Origin of the sequence: Adhaeribacter arboris, from assembly GCF_003023845.1 — a bacterium.
GTDB classification, from domain to species: Bacteria; Bacteroidota; Bacteroidia; order Cytophagales; family Hymenobacteraceae; genus Adhaeribacter; species Adhaeribacter arboris.
The window spans coordinates 6,260,330-6,287,056 of the sequence record NZ_PYFT01000001.1 but is presented as its reverse complement, the minus strand read 5'-3'; the positions used below and the strand labels follow the sequence as shown (position 1 = coordinate 6,287,056).

19 protein-coding genes and 1 pseudogene are annotated in these 26,727 nt (G+C 45.2%); 7 read left to right on the top strand and 13 right to left on the bottom strand.

Features of this window, described 5'->3' with window-relative positions:
* Nucleotides 1-235 precede the first annotated feature (235 nt).
* Nucleotides 236-1,714 (top strand): ATP-binding protein, encoded by a 1,479-nt coding sequence (locus AHMF7605_RS25425; RefSeq protein ID WP_106932768.1) that lies wholly within the window; start codon nucleotides 236-238, stop codon nucleotides 1,712-1,714.
* On the top strand, nucleotides 1,707-2,357 hold the full coding sequence (locus AHMF7605_RS25420; protein WP_106932767.1) for a response regulator transcription factor: 651 nt from the start codon (nucleotides 1,707-1,709) through the stop codon (nucleotides 2,355-2,357). Before AHMF7605_RS25425 ends, AHMF7605_RS25420 begins: the two co-directional genes overlap by 8 nt.
* 229 nt (nucleotides 2,358-2,586) lie before the next feature.
* On the opposite strand, the gene mgrA is transcribed toward AHMF7605_RS25420, so the two are convergent.
* A complete protein-coding gene (mgrA, locus tag AHMF7605_RS25415) occupies nucleotides 2,587-3,576 on the bottom strand; it encodes an L-glyceraldehyde 3-phosphate reductase (protein WP_106932766.1) in 990 nt (329 codons plus the stop codon).
* A gap of 172 nt (nucleotides 3,577-3,748) precedes the next feature.
* Entirely contained in the window at nucleotides 3,749-6,595 is a 2,847-nt protein-coding gene (locus AHMF7605_RS25410) for a glycosyl hydrolase (protein WP_106932765.1), read from the bottom strand.
* A gap of 452 nt (nucleotides 6,596-7,047) precedes the next feature.
* Here AHMF7605_RS25410 and AHMF7605_RS29970 point away from each other — a divergent pair, with 452 nt between their 5' ends.
* The gene (locus tag AHMF7605_RS29970; protein ID WP_158267619.1) at nucleotides 7,048-7,194 is read left to right on the top strand and encodes a hypothetical protein; all 147 of its coding nucleotides are present in this window, start codon (nucleotides 7,048-7,050) and stop codon (nucleotides 7,192-7,194) included.
* Nucleotides 7,195-7,335: 141 nt separating this feature from the next.
* Here AHMF7605_RS29970 and AHMF7605_RS25405 read toward each other — a convergent pair whose 3' ends face one another.
* From AHMF7605_RS25405 to AHMF7605_RS25380, 6 genes are all read right to left on the bottom strand, one after another.
* A complete protein-coding gene (locus AHMF7605_RS25405; protein ID WP_106932764.1) occupies nucleotides 7,336-8,565 on the bottom strand; it encodes a glycoside hydrolase family 27 protein in 1,230 nt (409 codons plus the stop codon).
* A gap of 394 nt (nucleotides 8,566-8,959) precedes the next feature.
* Nucleotides 8,960-9,460, bottom strand: coding sequence for a cupin domain-containing protein (locus AHMF7605_RS25400; protein WP_106932763.1), 501 nt, complete (start codon nucleotides 9,458-9,460; stop codon nucleotides 8,960-8,962).
* Nucleotides 9,461-9,533: 73 nt separating this feature from the next.
* Nucleotides 9,534-10,760, bottom strand: coding sequence for an AGE family epimerase/isomerase (locus AHMF7605_RS25395; protein WP_106932762.1), 1,227 nt, complete (start codon nucleotides 10,758-10,760; stop codon nucleotides 9,534-9,536).
* Nucleotides 10,757-11,974 (bottom strand): glycoside hydrolase family 130 protein, encoded by a 1,218-nt coding sequence (locus AHMF7605_RS25390; protein ID WP_106932761.1) that lies wholly within the window; start codon nucleotides 11,972-11,974, stop codon nucleotides 10,757-10,759. The genes AHMF7605_RS25395 and AHMF7605_RS25390 overlap by 4 nt, the downstream gene beginning before the upstream one ends.
* Nucleotides 11,975-12,118: 144 nt before the next feature.
* On the bottom strand, nucleotides 12,119-13,993 hold the full coding sequence (locus tag AHMF7605_RS25385) for a sodium:solute symporter family protein (protein ID WP_106932760.1): 1,875 nt from the start codon (nucleotides 13,991-13,993) through the stop codon (nucleotides 12,119-12,121).
* A 40-nt stretch (nucleotides 13,994-14,033) separates the two neighbouring features.
* On the bottom strand, nucleotides 14,034-15,212 hold the full coding sequence (locus AHMF7605_RS25380; RefSeq protein WP_106932759.1) for a glycoside hydrolase family 26 protein: 1,179 nt from the start codon (nucleotides 15,210-15,212) through the stop codon (nucleotides 14,034-14,036).
* A 395-nt stretch (nucleotides 15,213-15,607) separates the two neighbouring features.
* Between AHMF7605_RS25380 and AHMF7605_RS25375 the strand changes: the two genes are divergently transcribed.
* The 4 genes and pseudogenes from AHMF7605_RS25375 (at nucleotide 15,608) to AHMF7605_RS25360 (ending at nucleotide 20,499) form a co-directional block, all read left to right on the top strand.
* Nucleotides 15,608-16,480 carry an AraC family transcriptional regulator gene (locus tag AHMF7605_RS25375; RefSeq protein WP_106932758.1) on the top strand — a complete coding sequence of 291 codons (873 nt, stop codon included), beginning with the start codon at nucleotides 15,608-15,610 and terminating at the stop codon, nucleotides 16,478-16,480.
* Between the two features lie 98 nt (nucleotides 16,481-16,578).
* Nucleotides 16,579-18,159, top strand: a complete 1,581-nt coding sequence (locus tag AHMF7605_RS25370) for a TolB family protein (RefSeq protein ID WP_106932757.1) — start codon at nucleotides 16,579-16,581, stop codon at nucleotides 18,157-18,159.
* An 82-nt stretch (nucleotides 18,160-18,241) separates the two neighbouring features.
* Complete coding sequence (locus AHMF7605_RS25365) at nucleotides 18,242-18,784, top strand: gluconate 2-dehydrogenase subunit 3 family protein (protein WP_233219250.1); 543 nt, start codon at nucleotides 18,242-18,244, stop codon at nucleotides 18,782-18,784.
* Nucleotides 18,784-20,499 (top strand): annotated as a pseudogene (locus AHMF7605_RS25360) (GMC oxidoreductase). Before AHMF7605_RS25365 ends, AHMF7605_RS25360 begins: the two are co-directional and overlap by 1 nt.
* Before the next feature lie 741 nt (nucleotides 20,500-21,240).
* Here AHMF7605_RS25360 and AHMF7605_RS25355 read toward each other — a convergent pair.
* From AHMF7605_RS25355 to AHMF7605_RS29965, 5 genes are all read right to left on the bottom strand, one after another.
* Nucleotides 21,241-22,104, bottom strand: coding sequence for a sugar phosphate isomerase/epimerase family protein (locus AHMF7605_RS25355; protein ID WP_106932755.1), 864 nt, complete (start codon nucleotides 22,102-22,104; stop codon nucleotides 21,241-21,243).
* 130 nt (nucleotides 22,105-22,234) lie between these two features.
* Nucleotides 22,235-23,872 (bottom strand): AGE family epimerase/isomerase, encoded by a 1,638-nt coding sequence (locus tag AHMF7605_RS25350; protein WP_106932754.1) that lies wholly within the window; start codon nucleotides 23,870-23,872, stop codon nucleotides 22,235-22,237.
* Between the two features lie 150 nt (nucleotides 23,873-24,022).
* Entirely contained in the window at nucleotides 24,023-25,186 is a 1,164-nt protein-coding gene (locus AHMF7605_RS25345) for an FG-GAP repeat domain-containing protein (RefSeq protein ID WP_146153672.1), read from the bottom strand.
* Nucleotides 25,150-25,965 carry an ASPIC/UnbV domain-containing protein gene (locus tag AHMF7605_RS25340; RefSeq protein WP_233219321.1) on the bottom strand — a complete coding sequence of 272 codons (816 nt, stop codon included), beginning with the start codon at nucleotides 25,963-25,965 and terminating at the stop codon, nucleotides 25,150-25,152. Before AHMF7605_RS25340 ends, AHMF7605_RS25345 begins: the two co-directional genes overlap by 37 nt.
* A gap of 183 nt (nucleotides 25,966-26,148) precedes the next feature.
* Entirely contained in the window at nucleotides 26,149-26,307 is a 159-nt protein-coding gene (locus AHMF7605_RS29965; protein ID WP_158267618.1) for a hypothetical protein, read from the bottom strand.
* Nucleotides 26,308-26,727: the final 420 nt, after the last annotated feature.

Sequence of the window (26,727 nt, the reverse complement as noted above, 5' to 3'; positions counted from 1 at the left end):
AGAATTTTAAGTATAACCTGGCATCAAGGCACTTCTTACCGGGAGAACCATACCTAAGGAGTAAATTGAGTAGAATTACTCAATATTGAATGGGAGTTTAAAAATTATCAAAAAAAATCTTCTAAAGCTTTTTACCTAATAGTAACTACCTAGCCAATCGCACCTAAATCTCCGAATGACTCTCTATCTTAAATCGAGAGTTTAAAAATTAGGCTGTTTCGTACTGTATGTAAATATGAGTTCTACTATTGATGCAAACATATCTAAAAAAATTACTCGCCTTTATTTATTGGCGCTTACGGCGATAGCTTTGCTTTTATTGGTGGGACAATTATTAGTACAGCGTTCTTTACAGCGCCAACTTACCGATTCCCGCATCATAAATATTGCCGGGAGGCAGCGGATGTTAAGTCAGAAAATTTGCAAAACAATCGTTTTACTTTACCACCAGCAAAATTCAACGGCTACTCCTATATATATAAATGATTTGCAAGAAGCCTTAAACTTGTGGCAGAAAAGTCATGAGGGGTTAAAGAACGGTTATATCGTTTATTTACATATTCCTGTAAACAACAGCGCCGCTATCCGGCAAAAGTTTTCCCGCATGGACCCGCTTTTTCACGTTTTGTTCGAGAATGCCCAAGCTATCAACAAGTACTATCATACGCATCTCACCCCAACGGCAGCACCTCTAAAATTACGCACTCGTATGAGTACCCTTCTGAAAAATGAACGGGCTTATTTGCAGTCCATGGACCAGATTGTATTTCAATACGATGCCGAAGCCTCCGAGCGGGTAAATAATTCCCAACGGATGGAGAACATTGTGTTGTTCTTTACCTTAGGCATTTTGTTACTGGAGGCTTTATTTGTGTTCCGGCCCGCCGTTACTCAAATTAAAAGCACCATTCAGCAGCTTATTCAAGCCAAGGAGCAAACCCAAAAAGTTAACAACGAATTACTTCAGGCCAATAAATTGTTGGCCGAAACCAAGGAAGCTTTACTGGAAGCTACAAATCAGAAATACCAGCAAGAGATAAATGAACAAAAGCTTCGCTCGACGTACCTGATTGAAGGTCAGGAAGAAGAACGAAAACGGGTTGCTCGGGAAATTCACGATGGCTTGGGCCAAATGCTTACGGCTCTTAAATACGGCATCGAAAAAACCAGTGATGCCGTGCCGCCTACCGCGCCTACTCAACAGCATTTAAACGAATTGCGCCAGTTAGTAAGTCAAACCATAACGGAAGCCCGCACTATTTCTTTTAATTTAATGCCTGCCGTGTTAAGTGATTTTGGTTTGGCTTCTGCTTTGAAATTATTAACCAACCAGGTAGCCTCGGGCGCCAACGTAAACATTTCCTTTACCACCAACTGGAACGGGAAAAGATTAGCTAAAAATACCGAAATCGGCCTTTACCGGGTAAGTCAGGAAGCGCTGCACAATGCCGTAAAATACGCCAAAGCCAATGCTATACAGGTTGAGCTTCAGGCAAAAAAGAAATACATTCACCTATCTATTTCCGATAATGGCCAGGGATTCGCCCATGCTAATTTAATTTTACCTACCGGGAATAATAGTTTGGCGCAAGGCATCAGCAACATGAAAGAACGCGTATTTTTATTAAATGGCAAACTAAACATTAGCTCTAAACCCGGCGAAGGCACCCAAATACACGTAAAAGTACCTTTCCTGGCTCTCGACCATGACTAAAATAAAAGTATTACTCGCCGATGACCATACGCTGGTCCGGAATGGCATTCGCTCGATGCTGGAAAACTCCACTGACTTGGAAATTGTGGGGGAGGCTCAAAATGGAGCCGAAGCACTTACCAAAGTAAAAGAGCTAGCACCGGATATATTATTAATTGATATTGCCATGCCCGTGATGACCGGGATTGAAGCCACCGCCCAGGTAAGTAAGCTCTACCCTAACACCCGCTGCCTGGTACTCTCCATGCACCACGACGAAGACTACATTTTAAAATCGGTAGAAGCGGGAGCTTACGGTTATTTGTTAAAAGATAATACGCGCGAAGAAATGCTCCGGGCCATCCGGAGCGTAGCTACCGGCGAAAAGTATTTTAGCCCTTCGGTTTCAAATGTAATTGTAGAATCTTACCTGCAAAAGCTTAAAGAACCGGAAACTCCACCTGCCCCGAAAAAGAAACTATCCAAACAAGAAAAAGCCGTCCTAAAATTTATTGTAGAGGGTTCGAACAGTCGCGAAATTGCCGAAAAATTAAATTTAAGCGTGCGCACCGTAGATAATCACCGAGCCAGCATGATGAAACGCTTGAAAGTAAAAAATGCGGTGGAATTGGTAAGAAAAGCTTTGGACGAGAAATTGGTATAACGCTCTTCCCACCCTTCTCCGGTGAAACAATCAGCAGAATATCTGCTTTGTGTTCTTCTAATTCTATTATCCTGTTTCAAGCTTGCCGCTTGAAGTATAGCTAATCTAAAAACAGAATAAATAAAAAGAGGGCATGAGGCCCCCTTTTATTTATAAGTTATGAAGGTCTTTAAATACTATTTGGCAGAAGCAGGCTTCTTCATTTACGCGGTTTCGGCTTTTAGAAAGCTTAGGCTAGAATTTCCTCAATCGCGTTTAACTCTTCTCCGCTAAATTCTGGGCTATCCAAACACTTCAACGAATCGAGCAATTGCTCGGGTTTGCTCGCGCCAATTAAAACCGAAGTAATCCGGGAATCTTTCAGCAGCCAGGCTAAGGCCATTTGGGCCAGGGTTTGTCCGCGCTGCTCGGCCAGAGCGTTTAATCTTTTAATCTGCGAAAGCTTATCTTGGGTAATTTGTTCTTCTTGGAGGGCGCCGGTTTCTTTAGCGGCCCGGGAGTCAGCGGGAATGCCGCCCAGGTATTTATTCGTGAGCAAGCCTTGCGCTAACGGCGAAAAAGGAATACAGCCCACCCCTTCCTGCTCCAGCAAATCCAGTAAGCCGTCTTCTACCCAACGTTCGAACATGGAATATTTGGGCTGATGAATGAGGCAGGGCGTACCCAGTTTTTTTAAAATTGCCATAGCCTGCGCCGCTTCTTCGGGCCGGTAATTCGAGATACCCGCGTAAAGTGCCTTGCCTTGCCGTACAATTAAATCCAAAGCGCCCATGGTTTCTTCCAGGGGCGTTTCGGGGTCGGGACGATGATGATAAAAAATATCCACGTATTCTAAACCCATGCGCTGCAAGCTTTGATCCAGGCTGGCAACCAGGTATTTTTTAGAACCCCAATCGCCGTACGGTCCGCCCCACATGGTATAACCGGCTTTAGAAGAAATAATTAACTCGTCGCGGTAACCGGCAAAGTCCTGCTTTAAAATCTTCCCGAAGTTTTCTTCGGCGGAGCCGGGCGGCGGACCGTAGTTGTTGGCTAAATCGAAATGGGTAACGCCTTTATCAAAAGCCATATAAATAATTTGGCGTGAATTTTCCAGCACATCTACGTGGCCGAAGTTATGCCATAAGCCCAGCGACAAAGCCGGTAATTTTAAACCGCTTTTACCGCAACGGCGGTAAGGCATGGTCGCGTAACGTTCCGGGTGAGGAGTATAAGCCATGAATTTTTTAATTTTGAGTAATTGTTAGCAGTAAATGTACAGTACTGTTGGTTGTTGAAATCTGTTTTTTAAAAATTTTAAATTTTAACATGCTTCTAACTCTAAACGTACAGGTAAAATAAAAAAGCAGCATCAAGAAACTTGCTGCTGCTTCCGGGAGAAAAAAAGAATGCTACTGTTTCGAAATAATTACTTTTCTGGATACAACTTCTTTCCCGTCCTGCACTTGCAGCATGTAGAATCCATCCGTTACTTTTGCCAAGGGCACTTGAATATGGTTAACGCCGGCTTGTAAGGCATGGCGGGAATTTACCACGTTTTGGGAGTTGGTGTTGCGTAGAGTTAAGTTTACTTCTTGTTTTGCCGCGGCAAATACTTCCACGGTTAAGTAATTGCCTTTCGCCGGGTTCGGATAAACTTTTACCGCCGGTGTTACTTTCGCTGGTACTTCGGCCGAAGTAGTTTGGCGAGCAGCGATGGTTTGCGCGTAATTACCAGTAACGGTGTACACCGGTGTTCCGGCAATGGCTGGTTTACTGGCACTTTTTGGTATTTGTACCTGGTACGTTGCTAATCCTACATTGCCGGCCCGGTCTAAAGCTTCCACGGTAAGCACGTATACCCGGCCATCGCCGGTTCCCGCCCGTTCGGCTCTTACCTGTACCGATTGGCCATCCGGGCTGATGATAATATCAACCTTGGTATTACCGCTGCCCCCGCCCGTTGCCGCTTCGTCACTGCTTACCGATTTAACGCGGACGATGGGCGCCGGACCGCAGTTATCCGTAACCGAAGCGATAAAACTGCTCAGGCTAATGGTTTTAAGTAAATGGTCTTCGGCCGGGATAACTAGTTTGGGAGCCTTTAACGCAATAACGGGAGCTTGTACATCTGGTTTAACCGTAATCGTAACCGCGGTTGATTTAGTAGAGTTGCCTTCGTTATCGGTGGCTTCGGCGATAATTTGGTAGGTACCCACCGGAGCATTTTTCCATTCGAGTTTCCATCCGTCGCCCGGTGTCGTATCGGTACCCAGTAAAGTGCCGCTGGCCCAAAAAGCTACTTGTGTTACTCGCCCTTCTTTATCGGCAGCTTGCGCGGTAAGTACCGGGGTTTCGCAAACCAGGAACTGGCCGTTGTTAGCCGGATCCGTTACCGATACGGTTGGCCGGCCGTACACGCGCCAGTTCGGCAGCTCGTTGCGGGTAATCACGTCTTCGTCGTTATAAACGGATTTTAATAATTCTACCGGCTGGTTTTTAATATATTCGCCGTTCCAGATAGCGAACCAGGACCACCAGGTGCCATAACCCCGCACTCTATCCGGAATAGGCAAGGTGCCACTTTCAGATAAGGTAACCAATTTCCGGCCGCCGTACAGATCCATCATCGACGCCCAGTTGCCGCTCATGTTATCGGCCGCGTTGGTGTAAATATCCATCCCGATCACGTCTACGTACGCATCGCCCGGGTACCACTCTATTTTGGTATCGCTGGTAAACACCCAGATAAGGTTATGCAGTTGGTGATGATTTTGTAAACGGTCGTACAGAATGCGCCACAGTTCTTTGTAGGCTTCCGGACCTTTCGCCCCCCACCAGAACCAAGTACCGGCGGCTTCGTGCAAGGGCCGCCACAATACCGATACGTCGGCATCCTGGAATTTCTTCAATTGCACCGCAATGGCATCTATATCTCGGATTAAAAGTTTGTATTTTTCGCCTTGTTTATTGGCTAAAGCAGCGGCTAAATCGAAGGTGGTAGCCCGGGTATAAAAACCCGACCACCATAATTTGTCCGGCGCTTCGTTTATTAAATCAGTGGGCGCATTCCAGTGCCAGGCCAGCGTAATAATCCCGTTACCCTCGTTTTTCTTCGCCCAGGCAATGTATCTTTCTGATGTCCCTTCGGGATTAGCGCCATTTTCAATCCGGGAAGGCGAATAGTCGATTAAATCAAAAGCTCCGATAGCCGGCTCTTTGCCGGTGGTCTGTAAGACATAATCTACATCATCTTGCTGCCCCGACAGCGTTTTGGTACCGTACTGGTCAATCAGGTAAGAAAATAAAGCCCGGGTAGCTTGCGAAGCTTGGGCATCTACCAACTGCTTGGGTGGTTTTACCGGCAGAGGCGCGATAGATGGTATTAGTTTAATGTAATCAATGCCATAGTAACCCCAGCCATTATTCAGGGTAAAAGTATTTACCCCATTATGCAGCAGAAATTTACCCGCCGTTTTAACAGAAAAAGTATTACCGGTATTGGCAAACATACCGCTGCCCGTTTCGGCATTTACCGAAAAATCGTAGCCTTTTTCGCCGTAGGGTGCGGTATAGCCAATCTGCAATTCGTATAAACCGGCTTTCCCGTTAAAGTGTATCGTTAATTTATCGGTCGCATTATCAAAACCATTTACGTAACCGCTACCCGTATAGCCGGTAGGGGTAGTTGCCACCGCTACGCCGCTTAAAATACCAACTTCGGCTTCGGCCTTGCCGTCTACCAAGTCTACTCCGACGAGGGGGCCGCTAGCAACGGGTTTAACTAAAATATAGTCGATGCCATAATATCCCCAATTATGCGTAAACCGAAGCGTATGTTGCCCGGCGGTTAATTCGTATGCGCCGGTTTTTAGAGCGTTAAACCCTTGCCCGGTATTCAGGAATTGTTGTTCCGTACTGGCCAGTTGGTCGAGCTGCATGGAAGTTTTTTTCTCCCCGTAAGGAGAAGTGTAGATAACCGATAGTTCGTATTTACCGGCGGTTGGAATGGAAAAGTTAAAGAGAATATTGTCGGTACTATTGTCAAACCCCCAGGCGTAGCCCGTACCGGAAAAACCAGGAATGGCATTCGCAATTTCTAAACCGGTTAAAACATGACTCGCATTTTCCGCTTCCGATTTAATTTCGGCAGTTTGCGCCAATGATAAAAATGTTATAAAAAAACTAAGTGCAAAAACAGCTATTATCGAAAAGTTATAGCCACGGTTTTTCATCCAAAGATAAATTTGTTGCATCATAAACAGTTTTGAAAAGGTGATTAAATCAGTTAGTAAACAGATTGATTAACTTGAGACTAGAGCAGAAAGGGGCTTAAAAATAATTTTTTTAGGGTTCAGAATGAGTAAAAACAAAATGATGATACATACCAGTAAGTAGTTATATTTGAAAAAATGACATTTATCAAATTTAATTATTCTACTTTTCTTAGGTAAGTACTATTTTATCAAATTGTAACATTAACCCAACAACTTCACCTTACTTTTTGTACTTTGATTAACATGTAACTAAAGTATGCCGATTTAAGATTGGGTTTCCGGACAGATTGAATTATCTGTCCGGAAATCCTTGTTTTAGGAATTTCTGAATTAAACCTAGTTTGATTAAAATTTTATACTCTATTAAATTGTAAAAGAATTAGTATTTCTATTAGGGCTGGCTTCTCTGTTGAGCCTTTTCAAGTCTCAAGTCAATGGTGCTGATGTATTTAAACCGTACCCTGTTTGCCTCGTGGCCGGTGGGCCCCGTTTGGCTCTTCCGGGCTGGTCTAAGCTTGTTTTGTTCGTGCCTCACCATGCTGCGCACCACAACCTTAAAAGGCCCTTCACAGCCAAACTGATGTCATTTTTACTTAGTTACCGTTTATTAGAAGTAAAGGTATTTTTAAAAATTTGTCGAATATTTGCTTAAAAACTTAAAAAGGAAGCTCTGACATATAAGAGCTTCCTTTTTTAATTTTTATTCTTTTTACGAAGAATAGCTATTTTGATAATAACAGCATGACTACATCTTGCTTCGGGATGGTGGCTTTAAAAGCTTTTTTAGTAGTGCCCGCGTCTTTCTTGATCCATACGTTACGGAGCTTATAGGTGGTTTTGGCGGCATTTAGTTCTCTTTTCGCGAAATCGTCGGTAATAGGCGTTTTTTGCCAATCAAATTCTACGGGCTTCGCGGCTTTGCCGCGGTTCAGGAAAACAACGGCCCATTTATCATTCTCCAGGGGTTTCAACCAGGTTTCTACGCTATCTTTGGCGGCGTATTTAAAGCCTTGAATGCCCAGTTTATCCTGATTTACAGCGATTACTTCTTTGTTGGTGAGAATGCCAATGGTTTCTTTGCTCATTTTGCGTAAATCGTTACCGGCAATGAGCGGGGCGGCAATCATGCTCCACATGGTAAAGTGCGCGCGGTCCTGGTGTTCCGGCATCCCGTTGCCTACTTCCAGCATGTCCGGGTCGTTCCAGTGGCCGGGGCCGGCGTACTGGCGCAATCCTTCTTGCTTGTCCAGTATTTGCATTACGCCCCAGGATTTCCAGGAGCCGTGGTCTTCCACGCAATCAAAGCAGTTGAAAATATCACCGGTTGTCCGCCATGAATGGCCCACGGTTGGTCCCCAAATCCAGGGTTTATCGTTGCCCCATTCGCAGATACTTAAAACCATAGGCCGGCCGGCTTTGCGTAAAGCAGCGGTGATGGTTTTGTAGGCGCCTTCGGCCTTTAAGCCTTCGGTGTTGCACCAGTCGTATTTTAGATAATCGACGCCCCACTTGGCGTACATCTGAGCATCCTGAAATTCGTAGCCCCGGCTTCCGGGCCGGCCGCCGCAGGTTTGCGAACCGGCGTCGGAGTAAACACCCATTTTTAAACCTTTAGAGTGAATATAATCGGCTAAGGCTTTCATGCCCGAGGGAAAACGCTTCGGGTCCGGGTGAATAAATCCTAGACTGTCGCGTTCGCCGTGCCAGCAATCGTCGATATTAATATAAGTATAGCCGGCATCTTTCATCCCGGTGGCTACTATGGCATCAGCCACTTGCTTAATCAAGTTTTCGTCAACGTTGCAGGCAAATTTATTCCAACTGTTCCAGCCCATAGGCGGCGTCATGGCCAATCCATCAAATTTTTTGTAGTTCTGGGCGTAGTTGTTCCCCTGGCTGAATGCGAAAATGGAGGTTATTAACCCGGTAATTAAAAAAAGTATTCTTTTCATTAAAAAATCAGATAAGTGTTACAAAGGGAAATCAAGAAGTTTATTTGTCAATTTTTAATAAAGCTCCCCTCCTTGGATAAGGAGGGGCAGGGGTGGTTGATTTTCGTTCGCTTAGCTGCGACAGCTTTAATTGCTTAATGAAGTTGTTTTATCGCTCAGGTCTTGTTTTACTCTTCTGCCTGCGGCACCTTCCCTAAAAACAGGGAAGGAGATGCGGTTTCCTGACAATTATGAAAGATAAGACATAAAAAAAACGCGTTGAGCAACGGAACAGGGCAGCGTTAATCCTTGCATCTGGCTACTGCCGTTTGTTGCATAGCTTCTATGAGATTTTTAAAAATAACATTAGTCTATGAACTTAGATTTTGCGTTTTAATGCTCAAAATTTAAAAAACTACCGGCCGAAATCATCTTGTACCCGGATAATGTCTTCTTCGTCGGAAGGATTATTGGCGTCGGTATGTTGCCAGATTTCGGCCAGCACGCCCCAATCATCCAGGCCAACCAGGCGGTGGCGTTCGCCTTGTTCCAAGGTAATCAGGCCGCCAACAGCGTAGGTTTTCAGTTCGCCTTCTTCGTCAGTGGGGCTGGTGATTACGCCTACTTGGCCTTGAATGACTTTCCAGATTTCGGCCCGGCGGTGATGGTATTGCCATGACAGACGCATGTGCGGCGCTACTACCAAGATTTTAGGACTTAGTTTACCCGAAATTTTTAAATCTTCGATGGGCATCCCGTCAAAATACGTGTCGGCAAATTGCTGCGCCTGGTTTTCGCTGATTACAAAAAAGCCGCCCCAAGGCCGGGTTTGGTCTTGTTTATCGATGGCAAACTGCTGCCCGGTTAATTGCTGTTTAATTTCCTGAAAAATAACCTCTTTGTTTTTTTCTGACATGTGTTTCTAGTTTTATGCTCTATCCTTATTGGGTTTAAAAATAAGGAATGCTCCGCCATGATTTTTAAATAATTTATTGGAGCAAAGTTTTACACCGGTTGACCACTTCTAAACAGGCACGCGTATTATGGTAGGGGCATTTCCAGAAGCCAATTTTATCTTCAGTTAACATAGGCGAATAATCGTTGAATACACCCCAAAGCCATTCGCCGTGCTGTTTATCCAGCATATGTTTTTGAATAAATTGCCAGGAATGTAAAGATTGTTGCAAGAAAGTTTCTTCGCTGGTTAACGCGAACGCATTAAAAAAACCGACCATGGCTTCGGCGCTTACCCACCATTCCCGGTGCGTATCGTAATGGTTCGTGTCTTTATTCCATTCGTGGTATAAACTGCCGTCCGGCTGAAGTTCTTCGGCGGTAACCTGGGCCATCTGCACCACCACCGCTTTTACTTCCGTTAGTAACGCTGGATTTCCTAATACTTCAGCCGCTTCTTCTAAAAGCCAGGAAGCTTCAATATCGTGCCCGTAAGAAACTAAGTTAACCGTGGGTTTCCAATTAGCTGATAAAAACAGTTTTAAATGGCCGGTTTCCCGGTCGATGATGTGATTCAGAAAAACCTGGATTAACTTTTTCAGTTGATTTTTTAAAAATTTATTTGGCCAGATGCGGTATAAATTGGCGTAGGCCTCCAGAATATGCAAGTGCGTATTCATGGTTTTCGGGTCGTTCTGGTCTTTATCGCTTAAGCGTAAATCTTCCAATAGTTCCCCTTCGCGGCTAAACGCTTCCAAATACCCATCTCGGGCTTCATCGTAGCTGTGTTTTTCTATCCAATGGAAAAGCTCCTGACTTACTTGCAAGGCCTGGCTGTTCTTGGTTGCCAAATAGTATTCGCTTAAACCGTAAATCGTAAAAGCCAGGCCGTAAATTTGTTTGCGGGTATTCTGGGGTTCTCCTGTGGCGCTTACCTGCCAATACGTACCGCCAAAATCCGGATCGATAAAATAAGTAAGAATGTAATCAAAGGCCCGATCAGCCATTTGGCGGTACTGTTCCTTATGAGTATGCCGGTAAGCCGCCGAAAAAGACCACAAAATGCGCGCATTTAGTACGCTGCCTTTCGGGGCGCCGGGGTTCACTTGGCCCCAGCTATCCATTTGCCCGATAAAACCGCCGCGCTCATCCTGGGCCCGCTGCACCCAGAAATCCAATATCCGGTACACTTCCGCTTCGGTCTCGGTTTGGTAGTTTTGCAAGGTAGCGGTTATGGTATTACTTACTTCCGGAATACTCATTTATTAACGGCGCTGGTATTTAATACAAAATTGTTATCCGGTATGGCTGTAAATGCCCGATTGCGGTCGATGAGCGCATTAAGTTGCTGCACCGAAGCAGCTGAGCGGAATCCATCTTCCGGGGTATTAACCACGTAATCCAGCAGTTGGTCCAGGGTAGAGGTAGCCACGTGCATGCGGGTATCGGAAGAAGCGTAGTAAATAAATACGGTCCCATCGTCGTCCAGAATCCAGCCGTTGGCAAACGTTACGTTGGATACATCCCCGACCCGTTCTTCGCCTTCGGGCGCGATAAAATAACCCGCCGGCTTGTGCGTAACTTTGGTAATATCGTTTAGGTCGGTTAAAAACAGGTACAGTACGTAACGTAAACCAGCGGCCGTGTTTCGTACACCGTGCGCCAAATGCAACCAACCTTTATTGGTTTTAATAGGAGCCGGGCCTTGGCCGTTTTTTACTTCGTAAACGGTATGGTACCGTTTTTCATCGATAATGACTTCTTCGTTTACCACGGCATTTTCCATGGAATCCGTCAAACCAAAACCAATGCCCCCGCGGGTTCCCGCTTCAATAAAAGAATCCTGGGGACGGGTATACAGTGCGTATTTTCCGTCGTAAAATTCAGGATGCAAAACCACGTTGCGTTGCTGCGGCGAATTAGTTTTTAAATCGGGTAAACGTTCCCAGTTAACTAAATCGTGGGTGCGGGCAATGCCGCACTGCGCGTACGCCGACGACTCATCGCCGGGTTTGGCGTTCGGGTCTTTGCGTTCGGTACAAAATAAGCCGTAAATCCAACCATCCTGGTGCTGCACCACGCGCATATCGTACACGTTAATATCCGGGTCTTCGGTTTCGGGCATGGTAATGGGGCGGTCCCAGAATTTAAAATTATCCGTGCCGTTGGGGCTTTCGGCAACGGCAAAAAACGATTTCCGGTCCAGGCCTTCTACCCGCACCACCAGCAAATACTTCCCATCCAGCTTAATAGCGCCGGCGTTAAAGGCGGCATTAATCCCAAAACGCTCCATTAAGTAAGGATTGGTTGCCGGATTTAAATCGTAGCGCCAGAAAACCGGGGCGTGCTGCGCCGTTAATACCGGGTATTGATAGCGGTCGTAGATACCATTGCCTAATTCCTGTTTTTCGTTGGGGCGGGTAATTAGTTGGGTATAGGCTTTTTCTAGTTGGATTAATCGTTCTTTAAAAATCATGTTTGTTTACTGTTAAATAACTGATTTGGCAAATTCAGTCAAGTAGATTAAAGGTTTCGTTTGTTCATCAGCCAGTTTTTTCTTTAGGCAAAATCCACTACACAACAGATGTGGAAACTTTTTTTAAAAATTTGCTGGTTGTATTTAATGTCCGGCGAAGGCTCTCTTGGGTTTATTTTCAAACGTAGGATTATCTTTGGGCAAGCGGTTCCACCAGGTTTTCTTCAAAATAAGTAAGCACACGCTCAGGATAGCAATAGTAACGAATAACTGGCTGTTCAGGCGCGTAATCAGGTACATGGGGAGCAAGGTTAAACAGCATTGCGCGATTACCCCGATGACCACGTTAAAGGCATCTAATTTAAAATTCTTGTTTTCCTCGAACGCCGGATCTTCTTTTTTCACCAAAGCATCAATGGGTTTCCAGAAGCCCCAGGGCCGGATGTTTTTGTAGAAAGATTTTAAAGTAGCCTCTTCGGTAGGCGGAGCCGAAAGCGAACCAATAATGCAGCCCGCCAACGACAGCAGGAACAATACCGGGAAATAATACAACTCCAGGGTTTCTTTAAAAATCAACGGCAAGATTAAAGCCGGTACAATACCCGCCAGCATGCCCCAGAAGAAACCGGTCGCGTTGAAGCGCCACCAGTGCCATTTTAGCACGTTGGCGGCTACGTACCCGCCGTATAAAGCCGACACAATCCACTGCAAAATGCTGTTTACGTCTTTCGCGAACAAGCCCATTAATACGCCAACCACGGCCACCCCCAAACCCGAAATATAATTCATGTTGCTAATGCGCTTATTGGAAGCATTCGGGTTCACGTATTTCAGGTAAATATCATTCACCAGGTAGGCTTGCGCGGCGTTAAGCGTACCGGCAAAGGTTCCCATGAAAGCGGCTAATAAACCAGCCAACAGTAAACCCATTAAACCGGCCGGAACAAATTGCAGAATGGCCGCCGGTAGAATTTTCTCAAAGTCGATGCCGGTGGCTGATTGCAGATTAAGCTGGTCGTAGTGCAGTAGGGCGAGTACGGTAAAGCCCATAATCATGGCGTAACGAACCGGCAACAGAAAAATAGAAACGAATCCGCTCATTTTAGCGGCATCTTGGGGCGATTTCGTAGAAAGCACCTTCTGCATGTCGTAGTTCGGGGCGGGACCGGCCAAGCTGGCCAGGGTGCCTTTAAAGAGCATCATCATAAAGAAAATACCGAATAAGGTAAATTTATCTTCGCGGATTTTAGCGTTTACTTCGTTAATAATACCCGTCCAGTTTAAATCATTTAGGGTAGCGCCGAAAAATGGCGTAAACCAGCCTTCCGGCACATTCAGACTTTTTACCGCCAGGTTTTGCATCGCAATGTAAGCAATCACGAAGGCCGCAATAGTCATAATCACGTATTTCAGCACGTCGCCGATGACAATACTGGTCATGCCGCCCAGAATGGCGTAAAACACCGCAAAAGCGGTAAAAACAACGCCGTAGAAGTGAGCTACGTACTCAGCGGGTACCGAGAATGGTAAATAAGGCGAAACGCTGCTAAACGGAATAAATATTTCCACGAACTTACCCAGGCCCACAAAGCCGTACGCCAAAAAACCCAAGCAGCTCAGAATAGCAAAAACCACCACAATGGTATGCGAGGCCAGTACGCCTTTGCCGTAACCAAAACGCGTATTTATCCACTCGGCCCCAGTTGTTACGTTGGAGCGGCGCAACCAAACCGATAAATACATCATCATAAAAATCTGGTTAAAAACCGGCCATAGCCAGGGAATCCAGAGGCTTTTCATGCCGTAGACAAACGCCAGCGTTACCATCCACATGGTGCCCGAAATATCAAACATATCGGAGGCATTGGATAAGCCCAGCATGTACCACGGCAAGGTTTTACCGCCGAGCATATACGCTTCTTTATCTTTGGAGGCTCTTTTCTTCAGCACTAGCCCCAGCACAACTACGGCTACCAAGTAAACCAGAATAATGCAAACATCAACGGTGGTTAATTTCATGCAGGTAATAATTTAATATAATAGTGGGTGCGTTTATTTTCTAATTAGCCGGGGCTGGCGCGTATAGGTTTTCGGCGGCGGTTTTGATTTGGAACAAAACTTTGGGGTTGGCGGCAAATAATTTAAAATTATTCGCGCTCACGTGCTCCGGGTACGGCGCGTAGAAGTGGTTTAAACGGGCGTTGCGCCACACCATGACGTAAGATAAACCGGCATCCTGAATAATGGGTAATAAAAAACCCGTCCACCAATTGGCAAAAGGCACTGCTTCCTGACCGGTTTCGGTAAAAGCCCATACCTTACGTTTTTCCTGGCCAATTTGCTTTATGGTTTCCACCATGCGGCGGGCATCGGCTACAAACGTGTTGTAAGGGTCGGATTCGGGGCGATGATACAAGTCGAAACCCACAATATCCACGTAATCGTCGCCGTGCCAATTTTGCAGGTAATCTTCCCGCGAGGTAAATTTATCGGTGGAGTACGCGTACAATAAGTTATTTACTTTTTTCTTCCGCAAATAATCCACGGTAAAACGCCAAAGCTTTCCGTAATCGGGCGGCGAAACGTGACCGCGCCCCCACCAAAACCAGCCCCCGGTATGCTCGTGATAAGGCCGGAATATAATAGGAATAGCTTCGCCTTTCGAGCCTTTCAGGCTTTTCATAAAGTCGGCCATGTTATCTAACCAACTTTCGTAACGCTTCCGGGCTTTTTTATCGGCAAATAATTTAACTACCGTAGAATCAGCTTTGTCCCAACTGGTTTTGCTGGGTTCAACGGGATTGTTTAAATGCCAGCTAATGGTATTTACCCCGCCTTGGGCATATACTTGTTGTATGTATTCCCGCATTTTCGCAAACGGCACGCTGTCAATGCTCAGGGAATTATTAAATTCGAGCTTCCCGATTTCCCAACCAAAAACCGCCGGAAATTCGCCCGCCACTTCTTTTACATCGGAACGGCCGGGTTGGTCTTTCCAGCCAATACCGTAAGCCAAATCATCGTGGTGGCCAAATAGCACGCCTTTGCTGGATAAACGCTGCAAATTCGCGAACAGGTTTTTGGTTTCGGCGGTAGCTTTGGGGTTAGTGGGTAAAGATTGCGCCAGAATCGGTAGTGAAGCATAGAAAAAGCTAAGAATCAGTATTCCAATAAATTGCTTTCTGTAAGCAGTAAAACAAATTAGCTTTTCACAAAACCACTGGCCGGTAAACACCATAGCATTCTTTCTTAACTACAAATCACCATACATCAGAAAAACAAATTTATATTTAAGTAGCTTCAGAATTGTAATACTATTTTATCAATTACTTGCCCAAAATGTCCCTTTACTTTTCTTTATAAAAATAATGTAATAATTTTTCAATCTGCTTTGTTCCGTTTATTAAAGCATAGTTCCATAAATGGAATAGTTAGAAACCAGCTTTACTTTCAACTATTTACCAGTTTTTAATATGCCAGACGACTTAAATTCAATTTCTATTTTAACCTAATCCGAAGAATCTTTTTTTATGAGGCCGCTAGAATGTTTGTGGTTAAAACCGATATTATTTTAACAATTTACCAAAAGATTCCAGTATTAATTAAATAACATTCAACCAGAATTAGATTTTAATGAATACCATTTACCGCGAAATTACGCCGCTTACCCAGAATGATTGTTTTACCGTTTTTCACCGGATTAAAGAAGAATTTAATTTTCCGCTGCATTACCACGACGAGTTGGAATTAAACTTTATTGCCAATGCGGCCGGCACTAAACGCGTAGTGGGCGACCACGTGGAGGTAATCGATGATTTAGAATTGGTTTTGGTAGGGAGTAATTTACCGCACGGTTGGTTTACGCACCAATGCAAAAGCAAAGAAATTTTTGAGATTACGTTGCAGTTTCACTCCGATTTATTCGACGAAAAGTTTCTGCAACGTAACCAGCTAAGTTTTATTCGCAACTTACTCGAGCGGTCCAGCAAAGGCATCTCGTTTCCCCGGGAAGTAACCGAAAAGTTTCAGCCCCGCTTAGAAAAACTAACCCAGAAAAACGGCTTTGCCTCGGTATTGGAACTGATTTCTATTCTGCACGACTTATCGGTATCGCCGAACATGCGCACTTTATCGAATTCGTCTTTTACCTCCGAGCAGTTTACTTACCACAGCCGCCGCATCGAAAAAGCGTTTGAGTTTATGCAGGCCAATTATAACAAAGAAATTTCGCTGGCCGATGTGGCCGCCGTGGTAAATATGCCGGAAGTATCGTTTAGCCGGTTTATTAAAAAACGAACCGGTAAAACCTTTATCGAAAGTTTAAATCAAATTAGGCTGGGGCACGCTTCGCGGATGTTAATTGACACCACCCAAACCATTGCCGAAGTATCGTACAATTGTGGCTTTAATAATCTCTCTTACTTTAACCGGATTTTCCGCAAAAAAAACGGTTGCACGCCCAAAGAATTTCGGCAGAATTACTCGGGCAGCCGCATTTACATTTAATATCTATAATCCGCAGAAAGATTTAAAAATTTTAAATTTTTCTGCGGGTAACTGCTTAACTTATACGGATTTTAACTATTTAACTCTTTAATAACCTGATGGCCAAATTTTTATTTATTGCCCTATTTCTTTTAATTGGTTCGGGTGCATTCGCTCAAACCAGCCCGGTGGGTATTTTTCAGAATAACGCTGACATTGGTAAACCCAAAATGACCGGTGGTGCTACTTACGACCACACCACGCAAACCTATAACATAAAAGGCGGGGGCAGCAACATCTGGTTTAACCGCGACGAGTTTCACTACCTCTACAATAAGATTCAGGGGGATTTTATATTAACGGCTAATTTTGAATTTGTGGGCCAGAAAGGCGACCCGCACCGCAAAATAGGCTGGATGGTTCGGGAATCGGCGGATGAAGCGGCGGCCAGCATGAACGCGGTGGTGCACGGCGATGGTTTAACGGTTTTACAGTGGCGCCCCTTGCGCGGTGCCTTTATGCGCGACCCGCAGGACGAAATTTTTTACCCCAAGAAAACCGTATTTCAAGTAATACAGCTGGAGCGCAGCGGTAAAAAAATGATGATGCGGGTAGCTAATTATGGTGAACCTTTGCAGGAAGTCGGCTCCCAAGAGATGCCCGATATGCCGGACGCCGTACTGGCCGGCCTTTTTATTTCGTCGCATAATCCGGATGATGTACAGGAAGCCAAGGTTTGGAACGTACGCATCGACAAACCCGTGGCCAGCATCTATCACCCGAACCCCCAAATTCAAAAAAACTTACCTAAAACGCAGGACATATTAGGCTGCCGCCTGGAAACCATGACCATTGCGGATGGCAAAAGAAAAGTTATTCACGAATCTACCGATAAGTTTGAAGCGCCCAACTGGCTGCCGGATGGCAAAAAATTACTTTTTAACGCCAATGGTGCTTTATACACCCTGCCGGTTACCGGCGGCACCCCGGAAAAACTAAACACCGGCGCGGTTACCCGCATCAACAACGACCACGGCATTTCTTTCGACAACAAGCAACTGGCCATTAGCGGCGGCAAAGAAGGCGCCACCGGCGGTTCGTACGTGTATGTTTTGCCTTTAACTGGTGGCATACCTAAATTAATAACCCCAGAATCGCCTTCGTACTGGCACGGCTGGGCCACGAATAACAAAGAAGTAGTTTTTGTGGGACAGCGCAACAGCAGCAAAATTTACAATATCTACCGGGCCAATGTAAACACGGGCAAAGAAGAAGCGCTCACCAAAAATACTACCGGCCACGTGGACGGCCCGGAATATTCGCCGGATGGCAAGTATATTTACTACAACGCCAACCCCACCGGCACCATGCAAATCTGGCGCATGAAACCCAACGGCTCCGGCAAAGAGCAAATTACTTTCGATGAAAACCATAATTGGTTTCCGCACATTTCGCCGGACGGCAAATGGATCGCTTATATTTCTTTCCCCACCGATATTGACCCGAATGCGCACCCCAGTTACCAGCGGGTTACCTTACGTTTAATGCCTACGGCCGGGGGAGCGCCCCGGGTTATCGCCTACTTGTACGGCGGGCAAGGCACCATTAATGTAAACTCCTGGTCGCCGGATAGTAAGTCTATTTCCTTTGTGAGTAATTCCGAGAAAGCAGCTACAGCGGTGGCAGATAAAGCAAAGTAAGCCCGCGGGGCTTCTAAAATTTTAAAAAACTTACTGGTTTGCGATTTTGATTACTATAAAATAATTAGCTGAAATTTTAAAAATGAAAAGACGAGTAGCCCTTAAAAACATGGCTTTGGCTTTCGGGAGCCTAGTGGCTTTGCCGGCTTGGGCGAATAACTGGAACGAAACTTCCATTTTGGCGGTAAAGCCTTACCTATCGCCGGAACAAGAAGCCCTGCTGGCCGAAATTACCGAAACCATACTACCGGCCACCGACACGCCCGGGGCCAAAGATTTAAAAATTTTTACGTTCGTGCACAAAATGATTGCCGATTGCTACGAACCGGAAGTGCAGGAAAACGTGGTGGAAGGCTTGGCCACCGCCGAACAACTAGCCAAGCAAACTTACGCCAAAACCTTTGCTACCAGCAACACCAAACAACGCGAAGAAATATTAACGACCATGGAAATTTCCATCGACCCCAACTGGTCTTCGTTTTATAAGCTGGTGAAAGACTTAACCTTGCAAGGCTATCTCACTTCCGAGTATTACTTAACCAAGCATACTAATTACAAAATGATTCCGGGGCATTTTTACGGCTGCGTTCCAGCATCAACTTCCCAAGCTCAGTTACAGAAATAATGACAAATTTAATTATAGACGCAGTAAAAGAAATGACCTTCGATGCCATTGTGATTGGCTCGGGCATTAGCGGCGGCTGGGCCGCCAAAGAATTAACCGGCAAAGGTTTAAAAACCCTGGTGCTGGAGCGCGGCCGCGACGTAAAACACGTAGTGGATTACCCCACCGCCAATTTAAACCCCTGGGAGTTTGAACACCGGGGCCAGGTGCCGCTGGAAATTAAGAAGCAAAATCCGATTGAGAGCAAAAAAAGAGGTTTGTTTAACGAAGCCACCATGCATTTTGTGGTAAAAGATGGCGAGCAGCCTTATATCGAAGATAAACCGTTCAACTGGACGCGCGGTTACCACGTGGGCGGCAAGTCGCTGCTCTGGGCGCGCCAGACCCAGCGCTGGAGCGACTTCGATTTTGAAGGCCCTGCCCGCGACGGTTTTGCCGTAGACTGGCCCATTCGTTACAAAGACATAGCGCCCTGGTACAGCTACGTCGAAAAGTTTGCCGGTATTTCGGGTAACAAAGACGGGCTACCGCACCTCCCCGACGGTGAGTTTCTGCCGGCTACCGAAATGAGTTGCGTCGATGCTTATTTTAAAGATCAAATCGCCAAAAACTACCAAGACCGGCAAATGATTCAGGGCCGCTGCGCCCACCTTACTCAGCCCAAAGAAGTGCATTACCAGCAAGGCCGGGCCAAGTGTCAACACCGGGCCTTATGCGTGCGGGGTTGTCCGTTTGGCGGGTATTTCAGCAGCAATGCTTCTACCCTGCCTTGGGCAGCTAAAACCGGCAAAATGACGTTGCGGCCGCATTCGGTGGTACATTCTATTATTTACGACGATAAAAAAGGCCGAGCCACTGGGGTGCGGGTAGTAGATGCCAACACCAAAGAAATGCTGGAATACTACGCCAAAATTATTTTTGTCAATGCATCCGCTATAAATACGAATTTAATTTTACTCAATTCTACCTCTTCTCGCTTTGAAAATGGCTTGGGTAACGAGAGCGGCGTGTTAGGCAAATACGTAGCATTCCATAATTACCGGGCTCGTGTTTCGGCGCAGTTCGAAGGTTTAATGGATAAAACCACCGATGGAAAAACCCCGAATCACTCCTACATTCCCCGTTTCCGGAATGTACAAAAGCAAGAAACGGATTTTCTGAGAGGTTACGCGGCGGGTTTTGGTGGCGGTAGAGGAATGCAGCAAAATAAAGAAGGCATTGGCGCTACTTTAAAAGAGCAATTGTTGAACCCGATATTAGGCCCCTAGAACGTTAGCTCCTGGATGATGGGCGAAACCATTCCGAAGGAAAGTAATTTTATAACCCTGGATAAAACCTTGAAAGACCCCTATGGTATTCCGCAACTCCGTTTTTCGGTGGCGTTTGACGTCAACGACGAGAAAATGATTAAAGATTACCTGGAGCAATTCACCGAAATGTTTACCAAAGCTGGGTTTACTAACATCAAACCGGTAGATTCCAAGAGTGCTCCGGGTTCCGATATTCACGAAATGGGCGGCGTCCGCATGGGCAAAGACCCGAAAACCTCCATCCTGAACAAATGGAACCAGATGCACGCCTGTAAAAACGTATTCGTAACTGATGGCGCCTGCATGACTTCTACCTCTACCCAGAACCCTTCGTTAACGTATATGGCCTTCACGGCTCGGGCTGCCGATTACGCGGTTAAAGAAAGGAAGAAAGGAAATATTTAAAATATATTAGGATAGTAGAAGCTTCTATGCAAAAGACTAGGTAAGATAGCTTTTTTGATACTATTACTTGGAGCCGGTACCCGTCTCCATGCTCTGGTGCTACCTAACTTGTTAGATTCAAGTTTTGCCTCATGGCCGGCGGGCCTCGTTTGGCTCTTCCGGGCTGGTCTAAGCTTTCTTTGCTCGTGCCTCGCAATGCTGCGCACCGAAACCTTAGAAGGCCATCCACAGCCAAACTGGTGTCTGTTGCGCTTAGCTACTGCATAGGGTTTATTTTAAATGATTGCAACAAATAAGCAGCATGAATATTCTTCATTCTGGCTTGAATATAACAGGTAGTTAACAAAGAAATAATAAATAGTCATTAAACTAAAAAGCCCCTTGCATATAACTGCAAGGGGCTTTTTAGTTTAATGACTATTTATTACATATTATCCTCCATTGACTATGCAACAAATAGCTTGGGCCAGGTGCAGAAACCGACGCTAAACTGTTTGAGCGTTCAGCGAGTTTTTAGCGTCTTGATTTTTTTGGTTCTGGGGGCAGAGGGCCTCTTACTTTGTGTCAAGACAAAAAGAACAAAGAAGCAAGCAATGAAACAACTTCAACAAGAAACCATAGCATCAGCTGCTATGCGAACGAGAATCTACTACTCAAATAGCGAGGCCCGGAAGTAAATCCGCGTCAAAGTAATGCCATAATGATGATGCATAGCAATTGCTGCCGCTATGTGAACAAAAACTACTCTTTCAAACTTTTCAAATATGCCATCGTTTTCGGAACTTGCTTGCTCCAGCGCGGGCTTTCGTCTTCGATGAAGTAATGCTTGATGCCTACTTTTTTAGCAGCCAGCAAAATAGCAGGTACATCTAATTGGCCGGTACCCAGCACTACGTCGTTTTCGGTGGAAGTATTGCCGGTTAAATCACCTTTTACGCCTTTGCGTAAATCTTTCAAGTGCATTAGTTTCCAGCGGCTACCGTATTTGTTTAGCAATTTCACCGGGTCCTGGCCGCCATGGTACGCCCACAACATATCCATTTTAAAAGACACGTACTGGGGGTCGGTGTTTTCGGCGAGGTAATCGAATAAGGTGCCGTTTTGGTACGGCTGAAACTCGTAGCCGTGGTTGTGGTAACACAAGGTAACGCCTTGTTCCTGCAATACCTTACCCGCCTGGTTAAAATCGGCAGCAGCTTTTTTGGCATCGTCCAGGGTAAATTCTTTTTTATGCGGAATCCAGGCTACCATTACGTATTTCGCACCCAAAACCTTGGCTTTGCGGGCTACTTCGGCTGGGTCTTTTACGATATCATCGTAACCGGCGCCAATGGCGGGAACGGTTAAACCGCGTTCGTCGAGCATTTTGCGGTAAGCTTCCGGGGTCAGGCCATTGGGACTTGCTCCGCTTTCCAGTTCGGTAATGCCCAAGGCTTTAATGGAATCCAGAGTAGCGGCTACGCCTTTTTTAAAGCTTGCGCGGTACGTGTACGCTTCCATGCCTGGCGTTTGCGGGAAAATCGGCGTTCCTTTTTGCGCCAAAGCATCGGTAGTTCCAAAGCCTACCAGCGCCGCGAAACTCAAGGAATAAATTACTTTTTTCATGATTAGAAAATAGATTTAGGTAATTTAAAATATTTTAAGAATGGTTAGTACTAAGGGCACCTTACTGGGTTTGTCCTCCCCCTACCCCCTCCGAAGGGGGACTTTTTAAAAGATTTTGTGAAACCTTTTATTAAAGCGTAATAGCCGCACTAACCGCTGATTGGTTGCCTTGGTAATCAATGGCTTTAATCGTGATTTTACTACCTTTTAGCTTAGGGGCATTAGCCATAGCAAAACTGGTTAAAGGCGTAAATCCTATTTTTTTGCCGTTCTGATACAGATTATACCCAATTAAATTGCGGTTATCGGTAGACTTATCCCAATGCAAAACCAAAGTAGTAGTGCCGCTCTTTTTTAAATTTTTAGGGGCAACAGGTGCCGTTTTATCCGGCCGCAGGCGTTGTACAATGTTGGATAAGGACCGGAACTGGTGGTACGAGGCTTTCCAGATTTGACCTTTTTGCGCGGTTTTCATGTCGGGCTCTTTATCAATACCGCCCATAAACCATTCGCCGTGTTCGTGGTCGATGATGTATTTATTGATGTAATTCCACTCTTTTTGGAACAAGCTAAAGTAGTTCAGGGAGTCTTTTGGGAAATGGTCGGCCATGAGCAGTAAGGTATTTAAACCTTCAGCCTGGGCCCACCAGTTTTTAGAGTCTTTAATAATCGTGATACCCGTTTTATCTTTAAAGTAATAACCAGCATCGTAAAACCCGCCCGTTTTATTATCGAAACCGTTTCGGATGGTGTGGTCGGTTAATTTTTTAGCGACGGCCATGGTTTTGGTATCGTGCGGCAAACCAAGGATGTGCGAAGCTTCCAGTAATAAATAAGCGGTTTCAATGTCGTGCCCGAAAGAAACTTCGTCCAGGGTGTGGTGCTTATCAATCGCGGCTTCGGAAGAATCGCGGAAACTAACGGGCTGCCAATCGGGGGTAAAGAATAAGGTTAAATATCCTTTAGGGTTTACCAAAGTATCGCGGATGAGCACCAGCATTTCCTGTAATCGCTCCCGCACCAACGGGTCGGGCCATACCAGGTATAATTCCGAAAAAGCTTCGAGCAAGTGAATGGAACTATTCTGGTCTTTGTAGCCCACATCGGAAGTAGAAGGAACTTCGCTGGTGCGCTGAATGGGCGTACCATCATCGGCCAGGGTTTGGTAGTACCCTTTGTTTACCGGGTCGTGGCTGTATTTTTCGAGCCACCTAAATGTTTTTTTGGCGAGGTTTAAGGCGCTGGTATCGCCGGAAGCTTGATAATAAGCCGCCAAAGCATAAATAGCAAAAGCATTGCCGTAGGCGTTTTTGCCACCCCCGGCGTAGCCCCCGTTTTGTTCTTTCACGTTGCCCTGCCGGTCTACCAAAGTAAAAAAGCCCCCGCTGGTTTTATCCCACATCTTATCGCGCAGAAAAGCTACCCCGTGTTTGGCGCTGGGTAGATAATAATCTACGTCGGGGTATAATTGCGCGGCTTTGGAATTCGACCAGATGTGGCGCGCCTGCGTTACCACCATTTTGTCTTGTTCCCCCACGGGTTTCCAATCGTAGGAAAAAGTACTCAGAAACCCACCGGCTTCTTTATCTACCGCTTGCGGATACCACTTATTCAGCATCTCGGTTTTAATCGACTTTTCAATAACGGTGGCTAATTGGGCTCTTACCGCAGGATCATCGGCGGGTTTAAAGGCGGCCAGGTACAAGGCTACTAACCCCAATAAAGTAATGGCTAGCGGCAGTTTAAAGAGTTGTTTTTTAAAAATCATAGCGAAATCGACCAATAGTAAACGAAGTAATTTAACTTATTTCCGTTTTAATTCCGTGGCATTGGTTTAATAATTAGTTTATTTTCTGGTAAACACCAGGCTTCTAACAAATTAACTATTAGTAATGCATTTTTTTAAATTTTTATACGGCTACCGGGTTCTTTGTAGGGCAACCGCTTTGCTACCTAGCTCTATTTGCCGCTGCTTCCCGGTAAAATCAGTAATATAAACCGTAGCTAAGTTTTGGCTAATTAATGTCCGGCTGGATTGTGACAAATAACCCGAACCATAATAAAATTCTTCGCGGTGTTTTTTGCCGTTTGTAAAATGCAGCTCGGCATAAGCATCCGTGGGCTGCAATGGAATTATCTGGTAGTTCTGGTTGGAGGTAGAAGTAAAAACTTTCAGGCTATCGGCATTTTGCGTAACTAAATACAAGGGCTTATTACCGGTAGTAAGGAGTTGGGCTAGAGCCTTAGTATCGCCAGCTACAGTAAACCCGGAAACTTTGGGAGCTATTGATCTAAAAGTACCTTTTCCGGTACCCGCCAAACAAGTGCCCACCGAGGCATCGTAGTAGCCCACGGCGGTTTCGGTAGCGTAGGAATTACCCACTAACAACAAATCGAGGTTGCCGTCGTGGTTAAAATCTGTGGTTACCATGCCAAATACGGGCGCTACCTGAGCCACTGTAGATAAAGCTTTTATCTTGAATTTGCCCTGGCTCTGGTTTTGAATATAACTGCTAGTAAAGCGATGACTTTTTAATTGCCGGGCATCTTTTAGCTTTTCCGGGGTAAATAGTTTATCAAAAGTTGCTTCGCCGTAATCAGAGTAACGCGGAAATCTTTTGCGCATCGTTACCATTTGGTCGGTGAGCGCGTCGCGCGGCGGAGCCGGATAGTTTTTGCCCTGAATGTAATAGCCCATTACCGGGTCGATGTTGCCGCTTTTATCAAAATCTTTGGCGACCAAGGTTACCGGTTGTTCCGCTGATGCTTTGTAGCGTGAGTTTAGACCCAGATTTCCGGCTACGTAATCCAGGTCTCCATCGTTGTCGAAATCGCCGGCGGTTAAGCTGTTCCACCAGCCTTCGGTAGGCGGCAGGCCGGTCTGGCGCGTCACATTTTTAAAAATTCCGTTGTTATTTCTAAAAAAAAGCACAGGCATCCATTCGCCGGTAACAATTAAATCTACTTGGTTATCCTGGTCGAAGTCGGTCCAGAGGGCGGCGGTTATCATGCCGGCATTTTCCAGTTCTTTACACAAGTTGGAGGTTACATTCCGGAACGTACCTTTATTATTTTGCAGCAAGCAACTTTGCCCCGGCGAGGGGTATTTTTCGGGCTGTTGCGCCCACCCACAAACAAGTCCAGGTCGCCGCCTTTATCATAATCCGCGGCCGTTACTACCGAACCACTGGCCATAATCTGCGGCAAGGCTTGCGTATCTAAAGTGAAATTATCTTTGCCATCGTTTTTATACAAGCGGTGTAAATAATATTGCGGGTCCAGATGCTCGTTGCCGCCGGTGGCTACGTACAAATCCAAATCCTGGTCGTTATCGGCATCGAAGAACAAAGCGCCGGTATTGTCTTCGGTGTTGGGAACTGAGCTTATAGATTTACCCGTGAATTTGCCGTTTTTATTTTGGTAAAAAATAGTTCCGGTTTTCCGGGCCGAGCCACCCACGAAAAAATCGTCCAGACCATCCTGGTTTACATCACCTACCGCTAAACCGGGCCCATACTGCGATAATTTATGCGGAATTAAAGGCTGATTCTTAAAATCGATGTAATCTTCTTCGGTGTGTTTATAGGCAATGGCGTGTTCGGCGGCTACTTCTTTAAAAAAAGGTTCAGGATTTGGTTTTGCCATTGGCTTGGCATTTGTGGTGTTTTGGTATGATATTGCTAAAACCTGATTAGCTTTTACCTTCGTGAGTAACTGGTATTTTCCGTCGGGCCAGGTTACTTCCAGGCTATCCATTACTGGCGCTTTGCCTAAACCAAAATAAATAACCGGGTCAATGGATGATTTAAAACCGCGCGTTAAGTAGTGTTCGTAGAATTGTTGCTGGCCTTTGTTTTTCAGGCGAATGTAGTGCCAATACCTTCCTGATTTGGAGCCACCCCTTTGAGCTTAATTTTTAAAAAATTATTTTTTTCGAGCTTCTCGGCGTTGTTCTGGTAAATAAAAGCTTCGGCGTTGATGTTATTAACAGCTAAATCCAGATCGCCGTCATTATCCAGGTCGGCGTAAACCGCCTCGTTGGAGTTAGAAGGTTCTTCCAGGCCCCAGGCTTTGGTTTACGGTTCTGATAACTGCTTTATGATAGGCTACTAATGCTGCTTTGGAGTCGATGGCTCCGCTGAAAGCAAGCAGCCTTAGTAAAACGCAATTTTTACGTTGCCAAGAATGAGTATTTTTTTTCATGGGCACTGTTAATTTGGGTGATAGTAATACTGACGAACAACTCTAAAATGAATCAACCAAGGTAAACCCAAATAAAGGCTCAGAAGTAATACTCATTTATCATTTTATTCTACAATACTTACTTTTCTCCCCAAAAACGTTCCCTTTCCTTATTTTATCAGCTACTACATAAATTTGCTTTTTCAAGCTATAACCAGCCTATTAATTGCATTTACTACGATTTAATGATAAATTTTTTTATTTAAATTACAACATTTCTATTTTAGGCGCAGTAAATATCAATCCTAGAAACTGGTATTATATTGTCACATTTATAAATCTTACCAATTTGTATTAAAAAATCATGAATCAAATTTAAATACTATTGAAAATTATCTGATTACTATATTAATTAGTAATAGATAAATCTAAACTAGCACG